Source organism: Streptomyces sp. NPDC028331, from assembly GCF_055565775.1.
Window position 1 is genome coordinate 220,999 of sequence record NZ_JBVHTR010000002.1, and the last position, 21,704, is coordinate 242,702.

The window sequence follows — 21,704 nt, forward strand, 5'->3', positions numbered from 1 at the left end:
CCCATCGCCACCTTTCCCCCCCCCCCCTCCCACCACCCCCCCCCCACACCACCCCCCCCCCCCCCCCTCCCCCCCCCCCCCCCCCCCCCCCCCCCCCCCCCCCCCCCCCCCCCCCCCCCCCCCCCCCCCCCCGCTTCCACATGTCCCCCTGCGCCTTCTGCGCTCTCACATGGGCTCTCACCCGTGCCTTCGCTCGTCCGCGGCTCTCTCATGGCCGGCGGGGGAAGCGGTGGACGCCCGAGGGGGTCACCACGGCGTGCACCGGGCGGTCGTGCGCCTCCTCGGGGACGCGCTCGACGACCTCCCGGTCGTACAGCAGCACCACCAGGGCGGGATCGGCCCCCGCACGCTCCAGGCGGGCCAGCACACGGTCGTAGGAGCCGCCACCGCGCCCGAGGCGCATGCCGCGGGCGTCGACGGCGAGCCCGGGCAGCAGGACCGCGTCGGCCTCCCGGACGGCCTCCGGACCCAGGCGTCCGCCCGCCGGTTCCAGCAGGGCCATCCGCCCGCCGTGCCGCACGCTCACCAGGGATTCCGGCCCGGCGTACGTCCCCCAGTCGAGGTCGTTGTCCGGCAGGAGCACCGGGAGCAGCACCCGCACCCCCCGCGTGCGCAGCGCGTCCAGGAGCGCGAGCGTTCCGGGTTCGCTCCCCACGGAGACGTACGCGGCCACCGTGCGCGCGTGCGCCAACTCGGGCAGCTCCAGTGCCCGCCCGGCCAGCGCGGCCGCGGCTTCCCGCACGTCACCGGCGGTCAATCCGTTCCTCACCGCGAGGAGATCCCGCCGCAACTTTCGCTTGCCAGAATCCGTCTGGCGTTCCATGGGACCCACAGGTCAGTGGCCTCCTCGTTCACAATGCGCTCATATGAGAGCGGATTAAGCGGAGCCACAGTTACCGCACATACCCACCGGATATCGTTGCGGACATGACTCAGTCGCACCCCAGGATCACCAAGGCTGTCATTCCCGCTGCCGGCCTCGGCACCCGGTTCCTGCCGGCCACGAAGGCCACGCCCAAGGAGATGCTGCCGGTCGTCGACAAGCCCGCGATCCAGTACGTGGTCGAGGAGGCCGTGTCCGCGGGGCTCGACGACGTACTGATGGTCACCGGTCGCAACAAGCGCCCGCTCGAGGACCACTTCGACCGCAACTACGAGCTCGAGTCGGCCCTGGAGAAGAAGGGCGACGCCGAGCGGCTCGCCAAGGTCCGGGAGTCCAGCGACCTCGCCACCATGCACTACGTCCGCCAGGGCGACCCCAAGGGCCTCGGCCACGCCGTCCTGTGCGCCGCCCCGCACGTCGGCCGCGAGCCCTTCGCCGTCCTCCTCGGCGACGACCTGATCGACCCGCGCGACCCGCTGCTCAAGCGCATGATCGAGGTCCAGGAGCAGCACGGCGGCAGTGTCATCGCGCTGATGGAGGTCGCGCCCGAGCAGATCCACCTCTACGGCTGCGCGGCCGTGGAGACCACCGAGGACAGCGACGTCGTCCAGGTGACCGGCCTGGTCGAGAAGCCGGACCCGACGGACGCCCCGTCGAACTACGCCGTCATCGGCCGCTACGTCCTCGACCCGCGCATCTTCGACATCCTGCGCAAGACCGAGCCCGGCCGCGGCAACGAGATCCAGCTCACCGACGCCCTCCAGCAGCTCGCGGCGGACGAGAAGGTCGGCGGCCCGGTGCACGGCGTGGTCTTCAAGGGCCGCCGCTATGACACCGGCGACCGTGGCGACTATCTGCGTGCCATTGTCAGACTCGCATGCGAACGTGAAGACCTGGGCCCGGGCTTCCGGACCTGGCTTCGCAGCTTCGTAGCCGAGGAGATGTAGCGATTTGAGCGCCGCCGCGACCCGCACCACCGGCCGGGACCGCCTGTGGTCGGTGGACGAACACCTGGAGGACATCCTCGCCACCGTCCGCCCCCTGGAGCCGATCGAGCTGAACCTGCTCGACGCCCAGGCCTGCGTCCTGGTCGACGACGTCACGGTGCCCCTGTCCCTGCCGCCGTTCGACAACAGCTCGATGGACGGGTACGCGGTGCGGGTCACGGACGTCGCGGGCGCGAGCGAGGAGTTCCCGGCCGTCCTCACGGTGATCGGCGACGTCGCGGCGGGCGCCGCCGACCTGCTGCACGTAGGGCCCGGCCAGGCCGCGCGCATCATGACCGGCGCCCCGCTGCCGCCGGGCGCCGAGGCCGTCGTCCCCGTGGAGTGGACCGACGGCGGGCTGGGCGGCGGCCCCGTCTCCGGGATGCGCGCCCGCAGCCTCGGCCCCGAGGGAGCCACCGGGCAGGTGCGGGTCCACCGCGCGGCCGAGGCACGCGCGCACGTGCGCGCGAAGGGCAGCGACGTACAGGCCGGCGACCTCGCCCTCGCGGCCGGGACCGTCCTCGGGCCGCCGCAGATCGCGCTGCTCGCCGCGATCGGCCGCGGCACCGTACGCGTGCGCCCGCGCCCGCGCGTGGTCATCCTGTCCACCGGCAGCGAACTCGTCCAGCCCGGCGAGGAACTGGCGGCCGGCCAGATCTACGACTCCAACAGCTTCGCCCTCACCGCCGCCGCCCGGGACGCCGGCGCCATCGCCTACCGGGTCGGCGCCGTCGCGGACGACCCGGACACCCTGCGCTCCACCATCGAAGACCAGCTCGTCCGGGCCGACCTCATGGTCACCACCGGGGGAGTGAGCGTCGGGGCGTACGACGTGGTCAAGGAGGCGCTGTCCTCCGTGGGCGACGCGGACGAGGCGGGCGGCGGCGTCGAGTTCCGCAAGCTCGCGATGCAGCCCGGCAAGCCCCAGGGCTTCGGCTCGATCGGCCCCGAGCACACGCCGCTGCTGGCGCTGCCGGGCAACCCCGTGTCGTCGTACGTCTCCTTCGAGCTGTTCGTACGCCCGGCGATCCGCACCCTGATGGGCCTGACGGACGTGCACCGCCCCCGGACCCGAGCGGTCCTCGAGGCGGACAAGGCGCTGACGTCGCCCGCGGGCCGCCGGCAGTTCCTGCGCGGCACCTGCGCCCACGGCACGGTGACCCCGGTGGGCGGCGCGGGCTCCCACCTGATCGCGGCCCTCGCCCAGGCGGACGCCCTCATCGTGGTGCCCGAGGACGTCACATCGGTCGAGCCCGGCACGGAGGTCGAGGTGGTCCTGCTCGGCTGACGGCGTCCTCGCCCCTCCAGACGTCCGGTCCGTGGACCTGGGCCGGATGCCCGGGGCGACTTGGCGGTACCGTGTCGCGCACAGCAGGCCCGCGCGCCGGGCCCGGACCGGGAGTGCCGCAGCACATGAGTTCGCAGGACAGACTGACCCATATCGATGACGCGGGGGCGGCCCGCATGGTCGACGTCTCCGGTAAGGACGTCACCGAGCGCACCGCGCGCGCCAGCGGCCGTGTGCTGGTCTCGCCGCGCGTGATCGAACTGCTGCGCGGCGAGGGCGTCCCCAAGGGGGACGCGCTGGCCACCGCGCGCATCGCGGGCATCATGGGCGCCAAGCGCACCCCCGACCTCATCCCCCTGTGCCACCCGCTGGCGGTGTCGGGTGTGAAGCTGGACCTGTCGGTCGCGGACGACGCCGTGGAGATCACGGCCGTCGTGAAGACGACCGACCGCACGGGCGTCGAGATGGAGGCGCTCACCGCCGTCAGCGTCGCGGCGCTCACCGTGATCGACATGGTCAAGGCGGTCGACAAGGGGGCCGTGATCACGGACGTGCGTGTGGAGGAGAAGACGGGCGGGAAGTCGGGCGACTGGAGCCGGGCATGACGGCACCGGGCGGTCCGCCGGCCGGACGGGCCCTGTCGGCGCCGTACTCGGCCCTGGTGGTGACCGCGTCGAACCGCGCCGCCGCGGGCGTCTACGAGGACAAGGGCGGACCCCTGATCGCCGAGGCGCTTCGCCGCTTCGGCTTCGCGGTCGACGGCCCGAGGGTCGTCCCGGACGGCGATCCGGTGGAGAACGCGCTGCAAGAGGGCTCCCGCGCCGGCTACGACGTGATCGTGACGACCGGAGGCACCGGCATGTCGCCGACCGACCGCACACCCGAGGCGACCCGCGCGGTGATCGACTACGAGGTTCCGGGCATTCCCGAGGCCATCAGGGCGTTCGGAAGGGAGAAGGTCCCCACGGCGGCGCTCTCCCGCGGACTGGCCGGCGTCGCCGACGGGACGCTGATCGTCAATCTGCCGGGGTCCACCGGCGGGGTGAGGGACGGACTGGCCGTCCTGGAGCCCCTTTTGATCCATGCCGTCGACCAGATCCGCGGCGGGGACCACCTCCGGACCGACGCCGGCGGGTCCGCGGTCCGCGAGGACCGCTCCAGACCGAGTGGGGGTGCGAGCTGAACAGCCCATCCTGGCCCGTCGAGCTGGTGGACGGCGATGTCGTCCTCCGGCCGATACGGCTGCGCGACCAGCGGGCCTGGCGCGAGGTCAACCGGCGCAACCGGGAGTGGCTGCGGCCCTGGGAGGCGACCATTCCGCCGCCCGGACCCGGCGGTCCGACAGCGCACCGGCCGACCTACCGCCAGATGGTCCGGCATCTGCGCGGTGAGGCCAGGGCGGGCCGGATGCTGCCGTTCGTCATCGAGTACCAGGGCGGCCTGGTGGGGCAGTTGACGGTGGCCGGGATCACCTGGGGCTCCATGTGCTCGGGGCACGTCGGCTACTGGGTGGACGAGGCGGTCGCGGGCCGCGGGGTGATGCCGACGGCCGTGGCGCTCGTAGCCGACCACTGCTTCCGCACCGTCGGGCTGCACCGCATCGAGGTCTGCATTCGCCCCGAGAACGGTCCGAGCCGCCGGGTCGTGGAGAAACTCGGATTCCGCGAGGAAGGGCTCCGGCCGCGTTATCTGCACATCGACGGGGCCTGGCGGGACCATCTGGTCTTCGCGCTCACCGCGGAAGAGGTGCCCGAGGGGTTGCTGGCACGCTGGCACCGGGCACGCTCTCAGCAGGCCCACCGCGGAAAATAAAAAGTCTGTTCGAATTTGATCGGGATGCGATCGTCTCGTGTTCGTCTCGGGGCAATGAATTAGCGGCCCGGTCGGCCTGTTGATCGCATCGATCCCAAAAAAAGTTCGAAATATCAGCCAGATCGTGCGACACACCGGCCCAATTGGCAGATGGCCTCACGCAAACCCCTCTACCGTGTGAGACGTGAGCAGCAGCGGCCTCATCTACGCAGTCATTGTCGGGGCCTGGGCCGCCTACTTGGTGCCGATGTGGCTCCGTAGGCAGGACGAGCTGAACGAGTCTCGTCCGACGGAACGCTTCAGTACCGCCATCCGGCTGCTGTCCGGACGGGCGGGCATGGAGCGCCGATACGCCAGGGACCTGCGAGCGCGCTCCGCCGAAGAGGGGGAGCCCGGCGCGCAGCCGGACGGTGTCACCGGCTCGGTGGACGTCCGGGCCTTCGCCATGCCCCCGACCGAGCGGCAGCCTCGGGCGCGGGTGGAGCCGGAGGGCCAGGCCCGGCGGGAGCCGGGGGAGCGGGCCGAGCCGGAAGAGTCGCGGGCGGCCGAGCCGGGTGCCGGCGGACGTGGGCCCCGGGCGCGGAAGGTCTCCTCGGCGGAGGCCATGGCGCGCGCCCGGCGCTCGAAGGTGCTCGCACGCCGACGGCGTACGACCGTGGTGCTCTTCCTCGCCTTCACGCTCGGCGCGGTCGTGGCCGCGGTCGGAGGGCTCGCGTTCCTGTGGGCGCCGGGTGTGCCGGCCGTGCTGCTGAGCGCGTACATCGCGTATCTGCGGGCGCAGGAGCGGAAGCGGTTCACGTACACGATGGACCGGCGGCGGGCCGAGGCGGCGGCGCAGCGGCTGCGGGAGCGGCAGCCGAGGCGGCGGCCCCCGGCCGACCCTGCCGACGCGGACGAGCCGGAGGACGGCCACGAGCCGGAGCACGACCCCGGACTGTCCGAGCTGGCCGCCGACCGCCGCGCACTCGTGGAACAGACGGACCACGCCGAGTGGGTGGACCAGCAGCGGGAACGGCAGCGCAGGCCGGGGCACGGGGAGAGCTGGGACCCGGTGCCGGTGCCGCTGCCGACGTATGTGACCGCGCCGGTCGCTCCGCGGGCGACGCCGAGCGTCGATCTCGGGGCGCCGGACGCGTGGAGCTCGGCACGGTCGAGTACGGCGGAGGCGGTGCCCTCGGCGGGCGGCGCGGACCCGGAAGCGGGGGAGCGCCCGGAGACGGCGGACACGTCGGACGCGGATCCCTCCGGCCGGAGTGATGCCCGGCGGGCGGCCTCGGCTCGGCGGTCGCGGGAGCGGGGACGGACGCCGCTGTTCGACCAGTACGAGGAGGGCGAGCGGCCTCGGGCCGCGAACGAGTGAGCGAGCTCCGGGCGCGTGGTGCGGTTGCCCGGAGCTGTGCCGTGTTCGGGGGCGGGGCGCGCGGCCCGGCGCAGACGGAGTGCCTCCCCCAAGCTCTGCGAGCCGGGGCGTCCCTGGCGCCCACCCGTGCCGCCCCTGGGGGTTCCCCAGGCCGTCGAGGCACTCGGGGGAGGCGCAGCCGGCGTGGCTGCGGCGGCATGAATGCCCGCAGCTCGGGGGGGCTGGGGAACGGATTTCCTGAGCGGGCGATGGGGGTGCTAGAGTTTCACTCGTTGCAAGGGCCTGTGGCGCAGTCCGGTAGCGCACCTCGTTCGCATCGAGGGGGCCAGGGGTTCAAATCCCCTCAGGTCCACGCAGCATGGGGGCCCGCTCCCCGTAAGGGGGGGCGGGCCTCCTGCCATGCCGTCCTGCTTTCGCAAGCATGCGGCGCCAACTCCGCCCGCCCTCAGTGATGCTGGGAGGCGAGTGAGGTGGGCCGCCCGGCGCCTACAGCGGCTTCGCGAAGCACAGGCTCTCTTCGTGGAAGCGGTAGTAGCCGAACTTGGCGCACGGCTCGTAGCCGCTGGAGGTGTACAGGGCCACCGCCTCCGGCTGCTTCGTGCCCGTCTCCAGAACCATCCGGGTACGGCCGGCCGCGCGGGCGTCGTCCTCCAGGGCGGCGAGGATCCGGCGCGCCAGACCCCGGCCGCGCATCTCCTCCACGACGAACATCCGCTTGAGTTCCGCGTCCCCGTCCGCGTACCCCTCCTCGTTCTTCTCCTGGGAGCGCCAGCCGCCGGTGGCCACGGGACGGCCCTGTTCGTCGTACGCGATCAGGTAGAGGCCGGCCGGCGGCACGAACATCGCCGGATCCAGGTACGTGGCGTCGCCACCGTCGCCGTAGCGCACGTGGTACTCGGCCTGAACCAGGTCGTTGAGCCTGACGGCGTCGGGGTGGTCGAAGGAGGCACGGCGAATAATCACGCCGGAAAGCGTACAACTATGCGAATACCGTCGGGGGCCGTGTCGGGCTGCCGGTATCGTTCGCGGGTGCTCACTGTGACCTCCGTGAACGTCAACGGGATCCGTGCCGCCGCGAAGAAGGGCTTCGTGGAGTGGCTCGACGGTACCTCCGCCGATGTGCTGTGCCTCCAGGAGGTGCGTGCCGAGCCCGGGCAGATCCCCGAGGCCGCCGGGGCGCCCGACGGCTGGCACGTCGTCCACGCCCCCGCCGCCGCGAAGGGCCGCGCCGGGGTGGCGCTGTACACGCGGCGCGAGCCCGACCGGGTGCGGATCGGGTTCGGGTCGGCCGAGTTCGACGGCAGCGGGCGGTACGTCGAGGCCGATCTGCCCGGTGTCACCGTCGCCAGCCTGTACCTGCCCTCGGGCGAGGTCGGCACCGAACGGCAGGACGAGAAGGTCCGGTTCATGGCCGAGTTCCTCGGCCATCTCAAGGAGTCGCGGGAGCGGGCCGCCGCCGACGGGCGCGAGGTCGTCGTCTGCGGTGACTGGAACATCGCCCACCGCGAGGCCGACCTGAAGAACTGGCGCGGCAACCGGAAGAACTCCGGCTTCCTGCCCGAGGAACGGGAGTGGCTGGGGCGGGTCTTCGACCCCGAGGACGGCGGGTACGTCGACGTCGTGCGGTCGCTGCATCCCGATGCGGAGGGGCCGTACACGTGGTGGTCGTACCGCGGGCGCGCCTTCGACAACGACACCGGTTGGCGCATCGACTACCAGGTCACGACGCCGAATCTCGCCGCCAGGGCGGTCAAGGCGTATGTGGAGCGGGCGGCGACGCACACCGCGCGCTGGTCGGACCACGCCCCGGTGACGGTGGTCTACGACCTCTGATCGCCCCGCAGCCGCCGGTCCAGCGCCAGTGACAGTTCCGCCTCCGCCACGCTCTTCGCCAGGGGGCGCAGGCGCCGGGCGTCCTCCGGCGTGCGGTCGTGGGCGGTCATCAGGTCCGCGAAGACCTCCGCCAGCGCCTCCGCGTGCTCGCGGACGCGGCGGGCGGCGGCCAGGACGTCCGCCAGCGGGATGCCCTCGCGGACCAGGGCCGCCGAGACGTCCAGCAGTCGGCGGCTGACGTGCACGATCTCGCCGCCGTCCGTGCCGAGGTACCCCAGTTCGAGTGCGGCGGAGAGGTTCTCCGGTGTGGCCTGGTCGCCGAAGACGTCGGCCAGCGCCTCCGGGGTGAGCCGGACCGGGGTCTCCTCGGTGGGCGTGCCCAGGCCGAGCAACTCGCCGACGTTGCGGCCGTGGTCGAAGGCCTCCGCGAGCTCCGCGATGCCGCTGAGGGTGTGACCGCGTTCCAGCAGCGCGGAGATCGTGCGCAGCCGGGCCAGGTGGGTGTCGTCGTACCAGGCGATACGGCCCTCGCGGCGCGGCGGGTGGATCAGTTTGCGTTCGCGGTAGAAGCGCAGGGTGCGCACCGTGATGCCGGCCTTTCCGGCCAGCTCCTCCATGCGGTACTCGCGTCGCTCCCCGTTGCCTGCCACGCCCGCACCCTACGTCGTACCGTCGGTAACTTCCTTGTTCCGACCCCTACCCATCGGTACGCCGCTGCCCTACGCTCCCACTGCGCCAGTGATTACTGGCAGATTCATGCGGAGCGGCGGGAGGCTGCGGGATGGCCGAGCACGAGCATGTACGGGTGGCGGTGATCGGGACGGGGTTCGGCGGGCTCGGTGCCGCCGTGCGACTGCGCCGGGAGGGGATCACCGACTTCGTGGTCCTGGAACGGGCGGACGCGGTGGGCGGCACCTGGCGCGACAACACCTACCCGGGCTGCGCCTGCGACGTCCCCTCCCACCTCTACTCGTTCTCGTTCGCTCCCCACCCCGACTGGCCGCGCACCTTCTCCGGCCAGGAACACATCCGCGCGTACCTGGAGCATGTGGCGGACGTCTTCGGGCTGCGGCCGCACATCCGCTTCCACAGCGAGGTGAAGCTGATGACCTGGGACGCGCAGAAGCTGCGCTGGGACATCGAGACCAGCAGCGGGTCGCTCAGCGCTGACGTCGTCGTCTCCGCCACCGGCCCGCTCTCCGACCCGAAGATCCCGGACATCCCCGGCCTCGACTCCTTCCCCGGCGCGGTCTTCCACTCCGCCCGCTGGGACCACGGCCAGGACCTGCGCGGCAAGCGGGTCGCCATGGTCGGCACCGGGGCCTCCGCGATCCAGATCGTGCCGGCCATCCAGCCCGGCGTCGCGAAACTCGTCCTCTTCCAGCGCACCCCGCCGTGGGTGCTGCCCCGCGTCGACCGCGCCATCAGCGGGCCGGAGCGGGCACTGCACCGCGCGCTGCCCGCCACGGCGCGGCTGCGGCGCGGACTGCTGTGGGGCATACGGGAGTTGCAGATCCAGGCGTTCACCAAGCACCCGAACGAGCTGGGCCTGGTCGAGAAGCTGGCCAAGGCCAACATGGCCCGCGCCATCAAGGACCCGGCCCTGCGCGCCCGACTGACCCCCGACTACCGCATCGGCTGCAAGCGGATCCTGCTCTCCAGCGACTACTATCCGGCGCTCGCGCAGCCGAATGTGGACGTCGTCGCGAGCGGGCTCGCCGAGGTCCGCGGCCGGACGGTCGTCGCAGCGGACGGCACCGAGGCCGAGGTCGACGCCATTGTCTTCGGTACGGGGTTCCACGTGACGGACATGCCGATCGCCGAGCGGGTGGTCGGCGTCGACGGCAGGACGCTCGCGGAGACCTGGAAGGGCGGGATGCAGGCCCTGCGCGGGGCCTCGGCCACCGGGTTCCCCAACTGGATGACGATCATCGGCCCCAACACCGGGCTCGGGAACTCCTCGATGATCCTGGTGATCGAGTCCCAGTTGAACTACATGGCCGACTACCTGCGGCAGTTGCGCGTCCTCGGCGGCCGGGTCGCGCTCGACGCCCGCCCGAGCGCCGTCGCCGCCTGGAACCACAAGGTGCAGGAGCGCATGCGCCGCACGGTGTGGAGCACCGGCGGCTGCACGAGCTGGTACCTCGACGCGAACGGCCGCAACACCACCGTCTGGCCCGGTACGACGACGGAGTTCCGGGCGGCGACGCGGCGCGTGAACCTCGCGGAGTACGAGGTGCTGCGGGCGCCCGCCCGGCAGAGCACGCAGGCCGCGGAGCCCGTGGAGGCCGGCGCATGAGGCGCCCGGCACCGGTGGCCACCGGGCCCTACGCACCCCCGGCCCCGGACCGTGAGCTGACCGTCCTGTCCGCCGACGGCGCCAGGCTGCACGCCGAGGTGCACGGACCCGAAGGCGCGCCCCCGGTGGTCCTCGTGCACGGCTGGACCTGCTCGACCGCCTTCTGGGCCGCGCAGATCCGGGACCTAGCCGCCGACCACCGGGTGATCGCCTACGACCAGCGGGGACACGGGCGCAGCCCCGCGAGCCCCACCTGCTCCACCGAGGCGCTCGCCGACGATCTGGAAGCGGTGCTCGCCGCCACGCTCGAGCCGGGTGAGAGGGCCGTGGTCGTGGGGCACTCCATGGGCGGGATGACGGTGCTGGCCGCCGCGGCGCGCCCCCGCTTCCGGGCGCACACGGCGGCCGTCCTGTTGTGCAGTACGGGCAGTGCGCGCCTGGTGGCCGAGTCGCTGGTGGTGCCGATGCGCGCCGGGCGTCTGCGCACCCGGCTCACGGCGCGCATCCTGGGCTCGCGCGCCCCGCTCGGTCCGGTCACGCCGGTGGCCCGGCGCATCCTCAAGTACGCCACCCTGGGCGCCGCCGCGACGCCGGACATGGTGGAGGCGTGCGCGCGGGTGGTGCACGCCTGCCCACGCGCGGTGCGTCACGCCTGGTCGCGCGTGCTGGAAGGGCTCGATCTCGAGGACGCCGTACGGGAGTTGACCGTGCCGACGGCCGTCGTGGTGGGCACCGCCGACCGGCTCACCCCGCCGGTGCACGCGCGGGCGCTGGTCGCCGCGCTGCCGCACTGCGTGGGTGGCACGGAGCTGCCGGGGCTCGGCCACATGACCCCCGTGGAGGCACCGGACCTGGTCACCGGGAAGATCCGCGAACTCGTCGCCGCGTACGCGGCGCACACGCCGAACGAGCCGGTCAAGGAGGGCGCATGAGCAGGGTGAGCCTCAACGGGCAGGTCGCGGTCGTCACCGGTGCCGCGCGGGGTGTCGGCGAACTGCTGGCCCGGAAGCTGTCGGCCCGCGGGGCCACGGTCGCGCTGGTCGGCCTGGAGGCGGACGCCCTCAAGGGGGTCGCGGAGCAGTTGTACGGGGACGGCGGGCACTGGTACGCCGACGTCACCGACCACGAGGCGATGGCGCGGGTCGCGCGGGAGGTGCGGCAGCGGTTCGGGAAGGTCGACATCGTGGTCGCCAACGCCGGTGTGGCGAACGGGGGACCGTTCGCCGACTCCGACCCCGAGGCGTGGCGGCGGGTGATCGAGGTCAACCTGATCGGCTCGGCGGTGACGGCGCGCGCCTTCCTGCCGGCGCTGATCGAGAGCCGGGGCTACCTCCTCCAGATCGCCTCGCTCGCGGCGATCACGCCCGCGCCGATGATGACGGCGTACTGCGCGTCCAAGTCGGGTGTGGAGGCGTACGCGCACAGTCTGCGCGCCGAGGTCGCGCACCGGGGCGTGCGTGTCGGGATCGGCTATCTGTCCTGGACCGACACGGACATGGTGCGGGGCGCCGACCGGGACGAGGTGATGCGGGAGTTGCGGCAGCGGCTGCCGTGGCCGTCCAACAAGACGTATCCGCTGGGGCCCGCGGTGGACCGGCTCGTGGCCGGGATCGAGCGGCGGGCGGGTCATGTGTACGGGCAGGCGTGGCTGCGCGGGATGCAGGCCGTGCGCGGGTATCTGCCGGGCATCGTCGCGACCGTGGGGCAGCGGGAGATGCGGCGGTTCGAGCCGCGGCTCAAGGGAGTGCGCACGGGGCTCGTCGGGGCCGGTGGCGAGGCCGATGAGCAGCAGCGGAGTACCGTGCGTAACTGATCGAAATGCGTGCTTTGTTCCTGCATGTCAGTCTGGTCGAGCCCGATCCCCTCACCCACTTCGGGAGTGAACCCACATGGGCATGAAGGACAAGTCCGAGCAGATCAAGCAGCAGGCCAAGCAGAAGATGGAGCAGGCCAAGCAGCAGGCGCAGCAGCGCGGCCAGCAGGCCCAGCAGCGCGGTCAGCAGCGGGGCCAGCAGTCGCGGGAAGAGGCGCAGCGGATGCAGGAGGAAGCGGAGGACCGCTTCGACCGGGACCGCGAGCGGTAACCTGCCGGCGGCTTCGACCGCGGTGAGTGGGGCGCCCTGCTTTGAGGGCGCCCCACTTTTCACAGCCGTTCAGCCGGTCACGGCCTCGGGGGGAGTTTCGGGCGGGTTCTGTCCGGGACCCGGCTGTAGTCCGGCGGGGTGGCCGGGGGCTGGGTCTCCAGGAGGTCCAGGGCCAGTTCCACCGCGTCCGACAGTTGCCTGTGGCGGCCCTCGGCCCAGTCCACGGGGGTGCGTTCGATCTCCACGTCGGGGGTGACACCCCGGTTCTCCACCGACCAGCCGTAGGCGTCGAACCACGCGGCGTTCATCGGCACCGTGATCACCGTGCCGTCGCCCAGGCGGTGACGGCCCGTCATGCCGACCACGCCGCCCCAGGTGCGCTGGCCCACCACCGGACCGAGCTTCAGCAGCTTGAACGCGGCGGTGATCATGTCGCCGTCGGAGGATGTCGCCTCGTCGGCCAGCGCCACGATCGGTCCGCGCGGGGCGTTCGAGGCGTACGACACCGGCTGGGCGTTGCGCGTCAGGTCCCAGCCCAGGATGGTGCGGGTCAGCTTCTCGATCACGAGTTCGCTGATGTGGCCGCCCGCGTTGCCCCGCACGTCCACGATCAGCGCCGGACGCGAGACCTCCATCCTGAGATCCCGGTTGAACTGCGCCCAGCCCGAGCCCCCCATGTCCGGGATGTGCAGGTATCCGCAGCGGCCGCCGCTCAACTCCCGTACCACGGCGCGGCGTTTGGCGACCCAGTCCTGGTAGCGCAGCGGCCGCTCGTCGATCAGCGGCACCACGGCCACGCGACGGGGCCCGCCCTCCCCGTCGGCCGGGAGGAAGGTCAGCTCCACCGTCGTCCCGCCCGCCCCCGCCAGCAGCGGATACGGTCCCGCCACCGGGTCCACCGGCCGCCCGTCCACCTGGGACAGCACGGCGCCCTCGCGGATGCCGGTGCCCGCGAGCGGCGAGCGCGCCTTGGAGTCCGACGACTCCCCGGGCAGGATCCGCTTCACCACCCAACGCCCGTCACGCCGCACGAAGTTGGCGCCCAGCAGGCCCTGGTAGCGCTGGTAGTGCGGCGGGCCCTCGTTGCGCCGGGCCGCCGCCACGTAGGCGTGCGAGGTGCCCAGCTCGCCCAGCACCTCGCGCAGCAGGTCCGCGAACTCGTCCGGGGAGGCGACCCGTTCGACCAGCGGGCGGTACTGCTCCAGGACCGCGTCCCAGTCGATCCCGCACATGTCCGGCTCCCAGAAGTAGGCCCGGATGAGCCGGCCCGCCTCCGCGTACGCCTGCCGCCACTCCGCGCCCGGGTCCACCTCGTGCATGATCCGGCGGGCGTCGATCCACACCGTCGTGTCCGAGTCGCCGGACTCGGTCGACGGCACCGCCCGCAGGTCGCCCTCGTCGACGACCACCAGCCGCGTGCCGTCCCCGCTCACCGCGAACCAGTCCAGGTGGGCGACCAGTTCGGACTTCTTCGCCTTGCTGAGGTTGAAGTGCTCCAGGGTGGGCCGGCCGGAGACGTCGTCCGGGTTGACGAAGGTCTCGCCCAGCGCGCCGGAGATCGGCCAGCGCAGCCACACCAGGCCGCCGCCCGCGACCGGACGCAGCTCGGAGTACTTCGAGGCCGTGACCGGGAACGGCGTCACCCGGTTCTCCAGCCCCTCCACCTCCACGGTCACCACGCCCCCGCCCTCCTCCTCGTCCTCCGCCGGGTCCAGACCGCCGGCCGCGGGCCGCCCCTCCGGGTTGAGCGCGAAGGGGGAGGGGGTCGCGGAGGACAGCGGGACCAGGTACGGGCGGCAGCCGAGGGGGAAGGACAGGTCCCCGGTGTGCACGTCGTACACCGGGTCGAAGCCGCGCCAGGACAGGAACGCCAGAAAGCGGCCGTCCCGGGTGAACACCGGGTTCTCGTCCTCGAAGCGGCCGCCGGTGACGTCGACGATCAACCGGTCCTTTATGCGGGCCAGTTTGATGTGCCTGAGCGACCGGCCGATGCCCGGGTGCGACCACGTCAGCCACGCCCCGTCGGGGGAGAACGCCAGGTCCCGTACCGGCCCGTTGTCCGAGCGGGCCAGCTCCGTGACCACGCCCGGTGGCTCTTCGCCGGCGGACTCCTCGTCGGCCACGGTGACGAGCAGCAGCCGTCCGTCGTTGGAGGCGATCGCGAGCCGTTCGCCCTGGGGGTCCGCCACCATCTCCAGGACGCGTCCCAGATGCCCGGAGGCCAGCCGGCGCGGCCCGCGGTCGCCCGAGGCCCGCGGCAGGTAGGCGATCTCGATCGCGTCGTCGCCCTCGGCGTCCGTGACGTACGCGATCTGCCCGCCGACGCCCAGCATCTCCGGCAGCCGGATGCGCACGCCGGGGGTGTCCGTGATCGTGCGGGCGGGGCCGTCCCGGTGCGTGAGCCAGTACAGGCTGCCGCGGACGACCACGGCGCTGGCCCGGCCGGTCTCGTCCACGGAGATCCCGTCCACGTGCTGCGCGGCCGGCACCTGGTACGTGCGGCGTCCGGCGCGCGGTCCGCCCAGGCGCACGTCCAGGCGGCGCGGGACCGAGTCGGGGGACAGGTCGTCGACGATCCACAGGTCGCCCGCGCACTGGTACACCACCCGCGTGCCGTCGCTCGCGGCGTGCCGGGCGTAGAAGCCGTCGTGGTCGGTGTGGCGGCGCAGGTCGGAGCCGTCGTACGCGCACGAGTACAGGTTGCCGATGCCCTCGTGGTCGGAGAGGAACGCGATCCGCCCGCCGACGAACATCGGCGAGGCGAGGTGCCCCTCGAGGCCGGCGAGCAGCCGCTGCCCGTGCAGCCACAGCCGGCCCGTGGCGCCGCCCCGGTAGCGCTTCCAGGAGGCCGGTTCGTGCGGGGGCGTGCCGGTGAGCAGCAACGTCTTGTGTTCGCCGTCGATGTCGGCCACCGCGATGTCGGAGACCGGGCCCCAGGGCAGCTTGCCGCCGGGGTCGCCGTCGGTGGGGACCTTGTAGGCGAAGGTGTAGTGCGAGAAGGGCTCGCCGTGCGAGGCGACGGCGAGGAGGTCGCCCTCCGGTGTCCAGCCGCACACCCGGGTGTCCACGCTGCCCCAGTAGGTCAGCCGCCGGCCGGGGCCGCCGTCCACCGGCGTCAGATGGATCTCCGGGAACAGGCTGCGCCAGCTCGTGTACGCGATGAACCGTCCGTCCGGCGAGAAGCGGGGGTGTCCGATCTTCGTACGGTCCACGGTGAGCCGCCAGGCACGGACCGACCCGTCCAGCGGGGCCGTCCACAGGTCGTCCTCTGCGGCGAAGCACAGGCGGTCGCCGTGCAGGTGCGGGAACCGGAGGTAGCCGGGTGCGTTCTCGTACGCGTCGCGCGCTTCGTTCACCTACCCATGCTTTGACGGGGGGCGGGGCGCGGCAACTCGTACGGGGGGTGTGTCGGCGAGGAGGCCCGCAGCCGCGTGACCCAAGACACGTACGAAACTGTTTCGTTTCGCTCGGGGGCGGGGTATCGTCATGGATGTACGAAACAGTCTCGTTCGGAGCCCTGCCGCTCCGGGCGGGCAGCGGGAACCGCCGAGCAGGAGAGGTGAGTCGCATGACCGATGTCGCGACAGGGCGTCGTAGTCGGATCACCCCCGAGCGTGAGGCCGAGTTGTACGAGGCCGTGCTCGACCTGCTCCGCGAAGTCGGTTACGACGCCCTGACCATGGACGCCGTCGCCGCCCGCACCCGGTCCAGCAAGGCGACGCTCTACCGCCAGTGGGGCGGCAAGGCCGAGCTGGTGGCACGAGCGATCCGGCACGGCAAGCCGAGCCGCTTCCAGGACGCCGACACCGGGTCCCTGCGGGGCGATTTCCACGCCCTCGCGACACACCAGGACGACTGCACCATGGAGCAGAACCACGCCCTGATGCGGGGTCTTGCCATGGCGACGCACACCAACCCCGACCTCCTCAAGGCGTTCCGGGAACACATCGTGCAACCGGAGATGGAGGAGTTCGGGCGCGTGCTGCAGCGGGCCGTCGACCGCGGGGAGATCCGCGCCGACAACCCCGCACTGCCCTACGTGGTGCACATGATGATCGGCGCGTTCGCCACGCGCGCCCTCATCGACGACCAGCCGCCGACCCAGGCCTTCCTGCGTTCGTACATCGACGCCGTGGTCCTCCCCGCCCTCGGCGCGCCCACCATCTGACACGTCCCCCCAGCCGGCCCCCTACCTGACGTCTCCGCTCACGTCGTCGGGCTGATCACCCCTGCCCTGAAAACCCACGACTGACCGGGAGTACGCCCTCGTGGCCACGTTTCTGCACAGACTCGGCCGTCTAGCCTTCCGGCGACGGCACTTCGTCGCCCTGATCTGGGTGGCGCTGCTGACGCTCGCGGGCGTCGGCGCCGCCGGCGCACCGGCGGCGGGATCCTCCTCCTTCTCCATCCCCGGCACCGAGGCCCAGAAGGCCTTCGACCTGCTGGAACAGCGCTACCCGGGCATGAGCGCCGACGGCGCGACCGCCCGCGTCGTCTTCAAGGCGCCCGCCGGCGAGAAGGTGACGGCCAAGGACAACAAGGCGGTCGTCGAGAAGACCGTCGGTGAGCTGCGCTCCGGCTCCGAAGTCGTCTCCGTGGCCGACCCGTTCACCGCGCACGCCGTCAGCAAGAGCGGCACGATCGCGTACGCGCAGGTGAAGTACAAGGTCTCCGGGATGGAGCTGAAGGACTCCTCGAAGGACGCCCTGCAGCACGCGGCGCAGCACGCGCGGGACGCCGGGCTGACCGTCGAGGTCGGCGGCGACGCGCTGTCGGCCGCACCGGAGACGGGCGCGACCGAGGTCATCGGCATCGCGGTCGCCGCGGTCGTCCTCGTCATCACCTTCGGCTCGCTGGTGGCGGCCGGGCTGCCGCTGCTCACGGCCCTGATCGGCGTCGGTATCGGCGTCTCCACGATCACGGCGCTGGCGAACGCGCTGGACCTCGGCACCACGACCTCCACGCTGGCCATGATGATCGGCCTCGCGGTCGGCATCGACTACGCGCTGTTCATCGTCTCCCGCTACCGGGCCGAGCTGGCCGAGGGCCGGGAGCGCGAGGAGGCGGCGGGCCGGGCGGTCGGCACCGCGGGCTCGGCGGTGGTCTTCGCCGGCCTGACCGTGGTCATCGCGCTGGTGGGCCTGGCGGTCGTGAACATCCCGATGCTGACGAAGATGGGCGTCGCGGCGGCCGGCACCGTGGCCGTCGCGGTGCTGATCGCGCTGACGATGGTCCCGGCGCTGCTCGGCTATGCGGGCCGCAGGGTCAAGCCGGCGGGCGAGAAGAGCAGGCTGCTGGGCGGCGGCCGGGCCACCGCCGGTGCGAAGGACAGGCCGAACATGGGCACGCGCTGGGCGAGCTTCGTCGTGCGCCGCCCGGTCGCCGTCCTGCTGCTCGGCGTGATCGGTCTGGGCGCGGCGGCCCTTCCGGCGTCGAAGCTGGAGCTGGGTCTGCCGGACGACGGTTCGCAGCCGACGTCCACGACGCAGCGCCGGGCCTACGACCTGCTGTCGGAGGGCTTCGGGCCCGGCTTCAACGGGCCGCTGGTGGTGGTGGTCGACGCGAAGCAGAGCCACGACCCGAAGGCGGCGGTCGCGACGGTGACCGACGACATCAAGGGCCTGAAGGACGTCACGACGGTCACGCCCGCGACGTTCAACAAGGCGGGCGACACGGCGATGATCACGGTCGTCCCCGGCTCCCAGCCGTCCTCCACGACCACCGAGGACCTGGTGCACGGCATCCGGGACACCGGGGCCGGGCCGGCCGGGAAGACGGACGCCAGGCTGCTGGTCACCGGCACGACGGCGATGAACATCGACTTCTCGCAGAAGCTGAACGACGCACTGCTGCCCTACCTGGCGCTGGTGGTCGGCCTGGCGTTCCTGCTGCTGATCGTGGTCTTCCGCTCGATCCTCGTCCCGCTGAAGGCGGCGCTCGGCTTCCTGCTCTCGGTGACGGCGGCGCTCGGTGCGGTGGTCGCGGTGTTCCAGTGGGGCTGGCTGTCCGGCCTGCTGGGCGTCGAGCAGACCGGCCCGATCATGTCGATGATGCCGATCTTCATGGTGGGCGTGGTGTTCGGCCTGGCGATGGACTACGAGGTCTTCCTCGTCACCCGTATGCGTGAGGCGTACGTCCACGGGGAGACCCCCGGCCAGGCGATCGTGACCGGCTTCCGGCACGGGGCGCGGGTGGTGACGGCGGCGGCCGTCATCATGATCGCGGTGTTCTCCGGCTTCATCGGCTCCAGCGAGTCCATGATCAAGATGATCGGCTTCGGCCTGGCGATCGCGGTGTTCTTCGACGCGTTCGTGGTCCGGATGGCACTGGTTCCGGCGGTACTGGCGCTGCTGGGCCGCCGGGCGTGGTGGCTGCCGAAGTGGCTGGACCGCGCACTGCCGAACGTGGACGTGGAGGGCGAGGCCCTGCGGACGTCCGCGGACGCCGACGGCCGCAGGGACCCGGACGCCGATCCGGACCAGGACCGGGAGCTCGTCGGGGTCTGACCGACCGGGCCCGAACACGGGCAGGGCGCCTCACCGGGGGTGGGGCGCCCTTCGTGTATGCCGTGGCCGACGCTCACTGTCGCGGATGAGGGTCGTTTCCTGATTCATGTCACTCGGCGGGGCGGGATGCGCCTAGGCTGGGACGTTACTTGACGTGCTCGTGCGGTGACTGTCCGGCGTTCGTCCGGGGCTGTCTCGGCTGTCTGGAGGTGGGGTGGCGTGAGCGAGGGTGCGGACGAAGCGGGGTGGGGAGTCGAACCCGGCGACGAGATCGCGCCGTTGGTGGAGGCGGTCGGCCGGCTCCTCAAGTTCTGCCGTGAGGCCGCGGGGATGCGGGTCGTCGAGTTCGCCGATGCCATGGGGTACGGCGAGGACCTGATCCGGAAGGTCGAACGAGGGTCCCGGATCCCGCGGGTGGACTTCCTGGACAAGGCGGACGAGATCCTGAAGGCACAGGGGCACCTCAAGGCCTTCAAGGGGGACATGGAGAGGGCGCGGTACCCGAAGAAGGTCCGGGAGCTGGCGCAGTTGGAGGAGCGGGCCGTCGAGCTCCAGCTGTACGGCAACCACAACATCCATGGGTTGTTGCAGACGGAGGAGTATGCGAGGGCGTTGCTGGCCACGTGGCGTCCCGTCTATTCGCCGGACGAGCTGGAGCGCATGGTGGCTGCACGTATGGCACGAAAGTCGATTTTCGAGCGGTCTCCGGCGCCCGAGTTCAGCTTCGTCCAGGAAGAGGTGACACTGCGGCGTCCGATCGGCGACACAATGGTGTTGCGTCGGCAGCTCGAACACGTGCTGGAGGTGGCCCGGTTGCCGTTCGTGGAGCTTCAGGTGATGCCGACCGACCGTGCGAACCACCCCGGGACGGGCGGACGGATTCAGGTACTGAAGTTCGGAGACGGCAGTGGGGTTGGGCGCACCGACGGCGACTTCGGAGGCCGTCCTGTCTCCGATCCGCGACAGCTCCGGGTGCTCGAACTCCGGTATGGCATCATCCGGGCTCAGGCACTCACGCCAGAGGAGTCTCTGGCCTTCATCGAAAAAGCGCTGGGAGAGCTATGAGCACCCCGGAACTCCACTGGTTCAAGAGCAGCTACAGCGACAGCAGCAACGGCAACGACTGCGTCGAGATAGCCGCAACCCCCACCACCATCCACATCCGTGACTCCAAAACTCCGGACACCTCCCGCCTCGCCGTGACTCACCCGACCTGGAATTCGTTCGTGGCCTTTGTATCCGGCAGCTAACCTGCCGTTCATGACGACGACCCCCGCAGAAGAATCCGGAGCCCACCCCCGTTTCGCCGCGGCCCTCGATGAGCTGGGGCTCGGCGACCTCCGCACCCGCATCCGCCGCTTCCCGGACGCGACCCGTACCGCCGCCGAGGCCGCCGCCGCGATCGGGTGCGAGCTGAGCCAGATCTGCAAGTCGCTCGTCTTCGCGGCATGGGGGTCCCCCCTGCTCGAGCGGAGCCGAGAGCTTGGGGGAGGCGTGCCGGTGCTCGTGCTGATGGACGGGGCATCGCGGGTGGACGTGGAGCGCGTCCGCGAGGAGCTCGGTGCGGAGAAGGTCACCCGGGCCGAACCCGACGTCGTAAGGGAGACCACCGGGTACGCGATCGGCGGCGTGCCGCCCTTCGGGCACCGCACGAGGATGCGCGTGCTCGCCGACCGTTCGCTGCTCGATCACGACACCGTGTGGGCGGCCGCCGGAACCCCGCACACCGTGTTCCCCATGGAGCCGAAGTCACTGATCGCCCACGCGGGCGGCACCCTCGTGGACGTGCGCGAGCAGTCCGCGTGACGCCGGCCGTCACCGCGGCCGTCCTGCTCGCCGCGGTCACCCACGCGAGCTGGAACGCCATCGCCCACCGCATCACCGACAAGCTGGTCGGCTTCACGCTGATCTCGGGCGGCGGGGTGCTCATCGGACTGGCGATCGCCCTGTTCGCGGCGTTCCCGGCGGCGCGGGCGTGGCCGTACCTCCTGGTCTCCGCGACCATCCACATCGCTTACTACGCGCTGCTCATGCAGTCGTTCCGGCTCGGCGACTTCGGCCAGGCGTACCCGATCGCCCGCGGTACCGCGCCCCTCGTGGTCACCGTGCTGGCGGCGGTGTTCGCCCACGAGGTGCCGGACGGCTGGGCCGCGGCGGGCGTCGCCGTGTCGTGTGCGGGACTGACCGGGGTCGCGCTGTGGGGGCTGCGCGGGCGCAGGCCGAACTGGGCGGCCATAGGCGCCGCACTCGCCACGGGCCTGACCATCGCCGCGTACACCGTGGTGGACGGGCTGGGCGTACGGGCGTCGGGGACGCCGTTCGGGTACATCGCCTGGCTGATGGCCGTGCAGGGGGTTGTCATCCCCGCGTACGCCTGGTGCCGGTGGCGGGGCGAATTCGCCGCCGAGCTGCGGCCCTTCGCGGCGCTCGGGCTGCTCGGTTCCGCCCTGTCCGTGGCGGCGTACGCCCTCGTACTGTGGGCCCAGACCCGGGCCGAACTGGCCCCCATCGCCGCCCTGCGGGAGTCGTCGATCATCGTCGGCGCGGCCATCGGCGCCGTCTTCTTCAAGGAACGGTTCGGCGTTTCGCGGATCGCCGCGGCCGGGCTCGTGGTGGTCGGGATCGGGTTGATGCTGCACGCCGGGTAGCCGTC

Annotated in this window: 21 protein-coding genes and 1 tRNA gene; 18 read left to right on the top strand and 4 right to left on the bottom strand. The window is 72.1% G+C overall.

Going from position 1 to position 21,704, the window contains the following annotated elements:
* Positions 1 to 208 precede the first annotated feature (208 nt).
* The gene (locus ACZ4SW_RS03135) at positions 209 to 823 is read right to left on the bottom strand and encodes a 5-formyltetrahydrofolate cyclo-ligase (protein ID WP_468237162.1); all 615 of its coding nucleotides are present in this window, start codon (positions 821 to 823) and stop codon (positions 209 to 211) included.
* A gap of 104 nt (positions 824 to 927) precedes the next feature.
* Here ACZ4SW_RS03135 and galU point away from each other — a divergent pair, with 104 nt between their 5' ends.
* From galU to ACZ4SW_RS03170, 7 genes are all read left to right on the top strand, one after another.
* A complete protein-coding gene (gene galU, locus ACZ4SW_RS03140; RefSeq protein WP_468237164.1) occupies positions 928 to 1,830 on the top strand; it encodes a UTP--glucose-1-phosphate uridylyltransferase GalU in 903 nt (300 codons plus the stop codon).
* 4 nt (positions 1,831 to 1,834) lie between these two features.
* The gene (gene glp, locus ACZ4SW_RS03145) at positions 1,835 to 3,157 is read left to right on the top strand and encodes a molybdotransferase-like divisome protein Glp (protein ID WP_468237166.1); all 1,323 of its coding nucleotides are present in this window, start codon (positions 1,835 to 1,837) and stop codon (positions 3,155 to 3,157) included.
* Positions 3,158 to 3,282: 125 nt separating this feature from the next.
* Complete coding sequence (moaC, locus tag ACZ4SW_RS03150) at positions 3,283 to 3,762, top strand: cyclic pyranopterin monophosphate synthase MoaC (protein WP_468237169.1); 480 nt, start codon at positions 3,283 to 3,285, stop codon at positions 3,760 to 3,762.
* Entirely contained in the window at positions 3,759 to 4,340 is a 582-nt protein-coding gene (locus ACZ4SW_RS03155; RefSeq protein ID WP_468237171.1) for a MogA/MoaB family molybdenum cofactor biosynthesis protein, read from the top strand. The genes moaC and ACZ4SW_RS03155 overlap by 4 nt, the downstream gene beginning before the upstream one ends.
* A gap of 26 nt (positions 4,341 to 4,366) precedes the next feature.
* Positions 4,367 to 4,969 carry a GNAT family N-acetyltransferase gene (locus ACZ4SW_RS03160; protein WP_468237174.1) on the top strand — a complete coding sequence of 201 codons (603 nt, stop codon included), beginning with the start codon at positions 4,367 to 4,369 and terminating at the stop codon, positions 4,967 to 4,969.
* 184 nt (positions 4,970 to 5,153) lie between these two features.
* Positions 5,154 to 6,329, top strand: a complete 1,176-nt coding sequence (sepX, locus tag ACZ4SW_RS03165; protein ID WP_468237177.1) for a divisome protein SepX/GlpR — start codon at positions 5,154 to 5,156, stop codon at positions 6,327 to 6,329.
* A 278-nt stretch (positions 6,330 to 6,607) separates the two neighbouring features.
* Positions 6,608 to 6,681, top strand: a tRNA-Ala gene (locus ACZ4SW_RS03170).
* A gap of 134 nt (positions 6,682 to 6,815) precedes the next feature.
* On the opposite strand, the gene ACZ4SW_RS03175 is transcribed toward ACZ4SW_RS03170, so the two are convergent.
* A complete protein-coding gene (locus ACZ4SW_RS03175) occupies positions 6,816 to 7,292 on the bottom strand; it encodes a GNAT family N-acetyltransferase (protein WP_468237180.1) in 477 nt (158 codons plus the stop codon).
* Between the two features lie 18 nt (positions 7,293 to 7,310).
* Between ACZ4SW_RS03175 and ACZ4SW_RS03180 the strand changes: the two genes are divergently transcribed.
* Positions 7,311 to 8,162, top strand: a complete 852-nt coding sequence (locus ACZ4SW_RS03180) for an exodeoxyribonuclease III (protein WP_468237182.1) — start codon at positions 7,311 to 7,313, stop codon at positions 8,160 to 8,162.
* Here the strand turns inward: ACZ4SW_RS03180 and ACZ4SW_RS03185 are convergent.
* Positions 8,150 to 8,779 (bottom strand): MerR family transcriptional regulator, encoded by a 630-nt coding sequence (locus tag ACZ4SW_RS03185; protein WP_468237594.1) that lies wholly within the window; start codon positions 8,777 to 8,779, stop codon positions 8,150 to 8,152. The genes ACZ4SW_RS03180 and ACZ4SW_RS03185 overlap by 13 nt on opposite strands.
* Positions 8,780 to 8,943: 164 nt before the next feature.
* Here ACZ4SW_RS03185 and ACZ4SW_RS03190 point away from each other — a divergent pair, with 164 nt between their 5' ends.
* The 4 genes from ACZ4SW_RS03190 to ACZ4SW_RS03205 all read left to right on the top strand — a co-directional run bounded on the left by ACZ4SW_RS03190 (position 8,944) and on the right by ACZ4SW_RS03205 (position 12,545).
* On the top strand, positions 8,944 to 10,461 hold the full coding sequence (locus tag ACZ4SW_RS03190; protein WP_468237185.1) for a flavin-containing monooxygenase: 1,518 nt from the start codon (positions 8,944 to 8,946) through the stop codon (positions 10,459 to 10,461).
* Complete coding sequence (locus tag ACZ4SW_RS03195; protein WP_468237187.1) at positions 10,458 to 11,393, top strand: alpha/beta fold hydrolase; 936 nt, start codon at positions 10,458 to 10,460, stop codon at positions 11,391 to 11,393. The genes ACZ4SW_RS03190 and ACZ4SW_RS03195 overlap by 4 nt, the downstream gene beginning before the upstream one ends.
* Positions 11,390 to 12,274 (top strand): SDR family oxidoreductase, encoded by an 885-nt coding sequence (locus tag ACZ4SW_RS03200; RefSeq protein ID WP_468237189.1) that lies wholly within the window; start codon positions 11,390 to 11,392, stop codon positions 12,272 to 12,274. The genes ACZ4SW_RS03195 and ACZ4SW_RS03200 overlap by 4 nt, the downstream gene beginning before the upstream one ends.
* A 76-nt stretch (positions 12,275 to 12,350) precedes the next feature.
* The gene (locus ACZ4SW_RS03205; RefSeq protein ID WP_388997945.1) at positions 12,351 to 12,545 is read left to right on the top strand and encodes a hypothetical protein; all 195 of its coding nucleotides are present in this window, start codon (positions 12,351 to 12,353) and stop codon (positions 12,543 to 12,545) included.
* A gap of 77 nt (positions 12,546 to 12,622) precedes the next feature.
* Here ACZ4SW_RS03205 and ACZ4SW_RS03210 read toward each other — a convergent pair whose 3' ends face one another.
* Positions 12,623 to 15,901 carry a S41 family peptidase gene (locus tag ACZ4SW_RS03210; protein ID WP_468237192.1) on the bottom strand — a complete coding sequence of 1,093 codons (3,279 nt, stop codon included), beginning with the start codon at positions 15,899 to 15,901 and terminating at the stop codon, positions 12,623 to 12,625.
* Between the two features lie 212 nt (positions 15,902 to 16,113).
* Here ACZ4SW_RS03210 and ACZ4SW_RS03215 point away from each other — a divergent pair, with 212 nt between their 5' ends.
* From ACZ4SW_RS03215 to ACZ4SW_RS03240, 6 genes are all read left to right on the top strand, one after another.
* Positions 16,114 to 16,713, top strand: a complete 600-nt coding sequence (locus ACZ4SW_RS03215; protein ID WP_468237194.1) for a TetR/AcrR family transcriptional regulator — start codon at positions 16,114 to 16,116, stop codon at positions 16,711 to 16,713.
* Positions 16,714 to 16,813: 100 nt separating this feature from the next.
* The gene (locus ACZ4SW_RS03220) at positions 16,814 to 19,051 is read left to right on the top strand and encodes an MMPL family transporter (protein WP_468237197.1); all 2,238 of its coding nucleotides are present in this window, start codon (positions 16,814 to 16,816) and stop codon (positions 19,049 to 19,051) included.
* A 219-nt stretch (positions 19,052 to 19,270) separates the two neighbouring features.
* Positions 19,271 to 20,116, top strand: a complete 846-nt coding sequence (locus tag ACZ4SW_RS03225) for a helix-turn-helix domain-containing protein (protein ID WP_468237200.1) — start codon at positions 19,271 to 19,273, stop codon at positions 20,114 to 20,116.
* Positions 20,113 to 20,301: a DUF397 domain-containing protein gene (locus ACZ4SW_RS03230; protein WP_468237203.1), complete on the top strand. Its 189-nt coding sequence runs from the start codon at positions 20,113 to 20,115 to the stop codon at positions 20,299 to 20,301. The genes ACZ4SW_RS03225 and ACZ4SW_RS03230 overlap by 4 nt, the downstream gene beginning before the upstream one ends.
* 10 nt (positions 20,302 to 20,311) lie before the next feature.
* The gene (locus ACZ4SW_RS03235) at positions 20,312 to 20,857 is read left to right on the top strand and encodes a YbaK/EbsC family protein (protein ID WP_468237205.1); all 546 of its coding nucleotides are present in this window, start codon (positions 20,312 to 20,314) and stop codon (positions 20,855 to 20,857) included.
* Positions 20,854 to 21,699, top strand: coding sequence for an EamA family transporter (locus ACZ4SW_RS03240; RefSeq protein WP_468237208.1), 846 nt, complete (start codon positions 20,854 to 20,856; stop codon positions 21,697 to 21,699). The genes ACZ4SW_RS03235 and ACZ4SW_RS03240 overlap by 4 nt, the downstream gene beginning before the upstream one ends.
* The last annotated feature ends 5 nt before the right edge of the window (positions 21,700 to 21,704 follow it).

Bases quoted from the DNA above. Each gene is read 5' to 3' on its own strand.
- ACZ4SW_RS03135 (WP_468237162.1), bottom strand. From the start codon at position 823: ATGGAACGCCAGACGGATTCTGGCAAGCGAAAGTTGCGGCGGGATCTC.
- galU (WP_468237164.1), top strand. From the start codon at position 928: ATGACTCAGTCGCACCCCAGGATCACCAAGGCTGTCATTCCCGCTGCC.
- moaC (WP_468237169.1), top strand. From the start codon at position 3,283: ATGAGTTCGCAGGACAGACTGACCCATATCGATGACGCGGGGGCGGCC.
- ACZ4SW_RS03155 (WP_468237171.1), top strand. From the start codon at position 3,759: ATGACGGCACCGGGCGGTCCGCCGGCCGGACGGGCCCTGTCGGCGCCG.
- ACZ4SW_RS03180 (WP_468237182.1), top strand. From the start codon at position 7,311: ATGCGAATACCGTCGGGGGCCGTGTCGGGCTGCCGGTATCGTTCGCGG.
- ACZ4SW_RS03185 (WP_468237594.1), bottom strand. From the start codon at position 8,779: ATGGAGGAGCTGGCCGGAAAGGCCGGCATCACGGTGCGCACCCTGCGC.
- ACZ4SW_RS03190 (WP_468237185.1), top strand. From the start codon at position 8,944: ATGGCCGAGCACGAGCATGTACGGGTGGCGGTGATCGGGACGGGGTTC.
- ACZ4SW_RS03195 (WP_468237187.1), top strand. From the start codon at position 10,458: ATGAGGCGCCCGGCACCGGTGGCCACCGGGCCCTACGCACCCCCGGCC.
- ACZ4SW_RS03200 (WP_468237189.1), top strand. From the start codon at position 11,390: ATGAGCAGGGTGAGCCTCAACGGGCAGGTCGCGGTCGTCACCGGTGCC.
- ACZ4SW_RS03205 (WP_388997945.1), top strand. From the start codon at position 12,351: ATGGGCATGAAGGACAAGTCCGAGCAGATCAAGCAGCAGGCCAAGCAG.
- ACZ4SW_RS03215 (WP_468237194.1), top strand. From the start codon at position 16,114: ATGACCGATGTCGCGACAGGGCGTCGTAGTCGGATCACCCCCGAGCGT.
- ACZ4SW_RS03230 (WP_468237203.1), top strand. From the start codon at position 20,113: ATGAGCACCCCGGAACTCCACTGGTTCAAGAGCAGCTACAGCGACAGC.
- ACZ4SW_RS03235 (WP_468237205.1), top strand. From the start codon at position 20,312: ATGACGACGACCCCCGCAGAAGAATCCGGAGCCCACCCCCGTTTCGCC.